The sequence below is a fragment of the Mesorhizobium sp. M7A.F.Ca.CA.004.06.1.1 genome (assembly GCF_003999135.1).
Taxonomy (GTDB): domain Bacteria; phylum Pseudomonadota; class Alphaproteobacteria; order Rhizobiales; family Rhizobiaceae; genus Mesorhizobium.
Genome location: NZ_RZPQ01000852.1, coordinates 1 through 2,373, shown reverse-complemented (window position 1 = coordinate 2,373; position 2,373 = coordinate 1). Strand labels below are relative to the sequence as shown.

5 protein-coding genes are annotated in these 2,373 nt (G+C 64.7%); 2 read left to right on the top strand and 3 right to left on the bottom strand.

Annotation, left to right across the window (positions count from 1 at the left end; translation table 11 throughout):
* Nucleotides 1-286: helix-turn-helix transcriptional regulator (locus EN906_RS31170; protein WP_164777500.1), on the bottom strand; the 286-nt coding region annotated here is incomplete at its 3' end.
* 203 nt (nt 287-489) lie between these two features.
* Here EN906_RS31170 and EN906_RS31165 point away from each other — a divergent pair.
* Nucleotides 490-756 carry a hypothetical protein gene (locus tag EN906_RS31165; RefSeq protein ID WP_236382727.1) on the top strand — a complete coding sequence of 89 codons (267 nt, stop codon included), beginning with the start codon at nt 490-492 and terminating at the stop codon, nt 754-756.
* Between the two features lie 113 nt (nt 757-869).
* Nucleotides 870-1,520 carry a GcrA cell cycle regulator gene (locus EN906_RS31160; RefSeq protein WP_127273603.1) on the top strand — a complete coding sequence of 217 codons (651 nt, stop codon included), beginning with the start codon at nt 870-872 and terminating at the stop codon, nt 1,518-1,520.
* A 246-nt stretch (nt 1,521-1,766) separates the two neighbouring features.
* On the opposite strand, the gene EN906_RS31155 is transcribed toward EN906_RS31160, so the two are convergent.
* Nucleotides 1,767-2,075, bottom strand: a complete 309-nt coding sequence (locus EN906_RS31155) for a DUF982 domain-containing protein (protein WP_164749149.1) — start codon at nt 2,073-2,075, stop codon at nt 1,767-1,769.
* A gap of 108 nt (nt 2,076-2,183) precedes the next feature.
* Nucleotides 2,184-2,373 (bottom strand): DUF982 domain-containing protein (locus EN906_RS31150; protein ID WP_127375644.1); only part of this gene is annotated, 190 nt, incomplete at its 5' end.

Sequence of the window (2,373 nt, the reverse complement as noted above, 5' to 3'; positions counted from 1 at the left end):
GACCGGTATCGGTGACGATCTCCGCATCGGCGACCGGTCCGGCATCGTCGAGAAACACGACCTGCCCTTGACCTAGCGCCACCGGGTCGACGCGCAGGAAGGCGGCGGTCTTCAGGAGGTTCTCGGTCTTGGGCAGATTGCGGCCGGTTTCCCAATTGCCGACGGCGGCGACATCAGTGTCGTTGTGCTCGGCGATGTGGCGCATGACCAGGCCGCGCTGCTTGCGCGCCTTGCGGATCGCCGCCCCGACCTTGATCGACAGTTCCGTTCTTGCCATGGCGACCATGTGAGTGATGAAAGTGGCTCTCGTCTATGAAAGAATGGCTTGCATAAATTTGTGAGTTATGCTTATATATGGTTATGCAAAACCTGTCCACCTTTGATGGCGCAATGGCGCCGGCCCCGTGCGCGGTGTGCCCGGCGGCTGTCGCCCCCCTTTCATCCCGGCTGTCCTCCTCCCCGGCCAGGATGAAGCCCGAGGCTCGGTGCTTGACTGCACCAGCCCCGGGTCCGGTCCGCCCGTCTCCGGCGACCGGAACGGCCGGAGCCGCCGCTCCCAGCGGCTCCGGCCCCCAATCCGACCGGCATGGCGCCGGCGCTGTTTTTTCGGCTGGCCGCTCCTGCATCCGCACCGAGGACGGCACCGTCATCCTGTTCGACAGGCCAACGGGCAGGGCGGTTTCCGCCCTGGATAGAAACACGGCCGAGGCGCGGCTTCTGCACCTTGCCGGCGGGAAATCTACCCAATCCGGCTGAGGCTGGTCGGCTGACAGCCGGCTCTTGAAAAACAACCTGACTGCGACCCGGCCACCGGGTCGAACCTTGACGCTGCCCGACGGCGTGCGGCCGAACTTTGGATGGAGCTGAATATGGCAAGCTATAGCGACGCGGAATTGCACGAGATCGGCCGCTGGCTGAAGGACGGGCTTTCAGCCTCCAGGATTGCAGTCGCGTTCAGCGCGTTGCGCGGCAGCCCGGTGTCGCGCGACGCCATCATCGGCATCGTGCACCGCAACGCCATGCTGGGCGCGATCGGTTTTGCCAATGGCAAGGGGCCGCCGCCGCGAGCCAGACAGGCGGTGGGCAAGCGCGCTGAAAGCAAGCGGGCGACTGGCGCCCCGGGGACTGCGACGCCTGTCGTCGGCAAGATGCATGGCGTGCTTGCCGCCAAGGACATCCCCGCGCGTGAAGTGGCCCGGCCCAGGCGCCATTCGTTCGTGCGCGAGGTAGGCGTGCTGATCGCTGACGGCGTAGCCTATCGCCTGGAGACGCCGGCGCCGCCGCGCGCGGCCATCGGCCGGCAGCCGCATGGCGTGGCGATGCGTTTCATCGATTGCCTGTTTTCACGCTGCCGCGCGCCGCTGGATCTGACGGTGGAGGAGGATTCTGAAAACGATGCGCCAGGCAGCCGGCCGGGCGCCGACATGCTGTGCTGCGGCATGCGCACCAGGGCGCTGAAAAGCTATTGCACCTACCATCAGGCGCGCTTCCAGCGCCGCGTATTTGTGGCGACGGGGTGAGGCTTGGTCTCTTCTCCCCGTTCACGGGGAGAAGGTGCCGGCAGGCGGATGAGGGGCAGCGCTGACGAGGCAGGATTGAAAGCTGACATGAAATTCAAGCATCCGATTCAGATGCCACTTACCGAAGCGCTGGCGCCGCCCCTCATTGCCCTGCCGGGCGTTCGCTGTTCGAAAAGCCAAGCAATTGGCTTTTCGTCCGCTGCGCGGACCACACCTCACCGTGAACGGGGAGAAAGAAGCAAAACCTTATTTCGGCATTTGCCGGCCTTGCTTGGGCGTGCGGCTCTGCATGCTCCTTGCGTCCATCGCCATCGCCGGGTTGCCCTCGTCGACCAATATGCCGGTCACCCGGGCAAAGCCGGTAAACACCTTCATGGCGTCGGCTTCGGAAATCTGCGCGGCGATCGCCGCGCTGCAGGCGTTCAGCGCACTGCGGTAGACATGGCCGCGTCGCTCGAGCGGCCAACGCTGCAGAAAATCGGCGGCTTCGCTGACGCTGTCGATCTCTTCGATCTCATCTTCCACCCGCACTTTGAGCGGCACTCCGGTTTTCATCGTACCCACGGCGTTCACCTTCGCTTTGCGCGCGGCTCCAACTACCGCATCGATAAACGCGCCCCGCTGGCGGCCGGTTGCATCAATTTTTCGGCCGGCGCGCGATCCTCATGGGCTAGCCACCGCGTTCAGCCAGTCATGGGCGCGGCTTTTGGGCCTGGCCACCAGTATGTTCTGTTGCTTGGCCGCCCTGGTGAAGGCGTCGAACGCAATGCGCTGGCAGCAGATGCCTTCGACGGCGAGCGTAACCAGCCGCGTCGCCTCGAGATAACCAGGTGCTGTCTTGTCGGGCCATTGG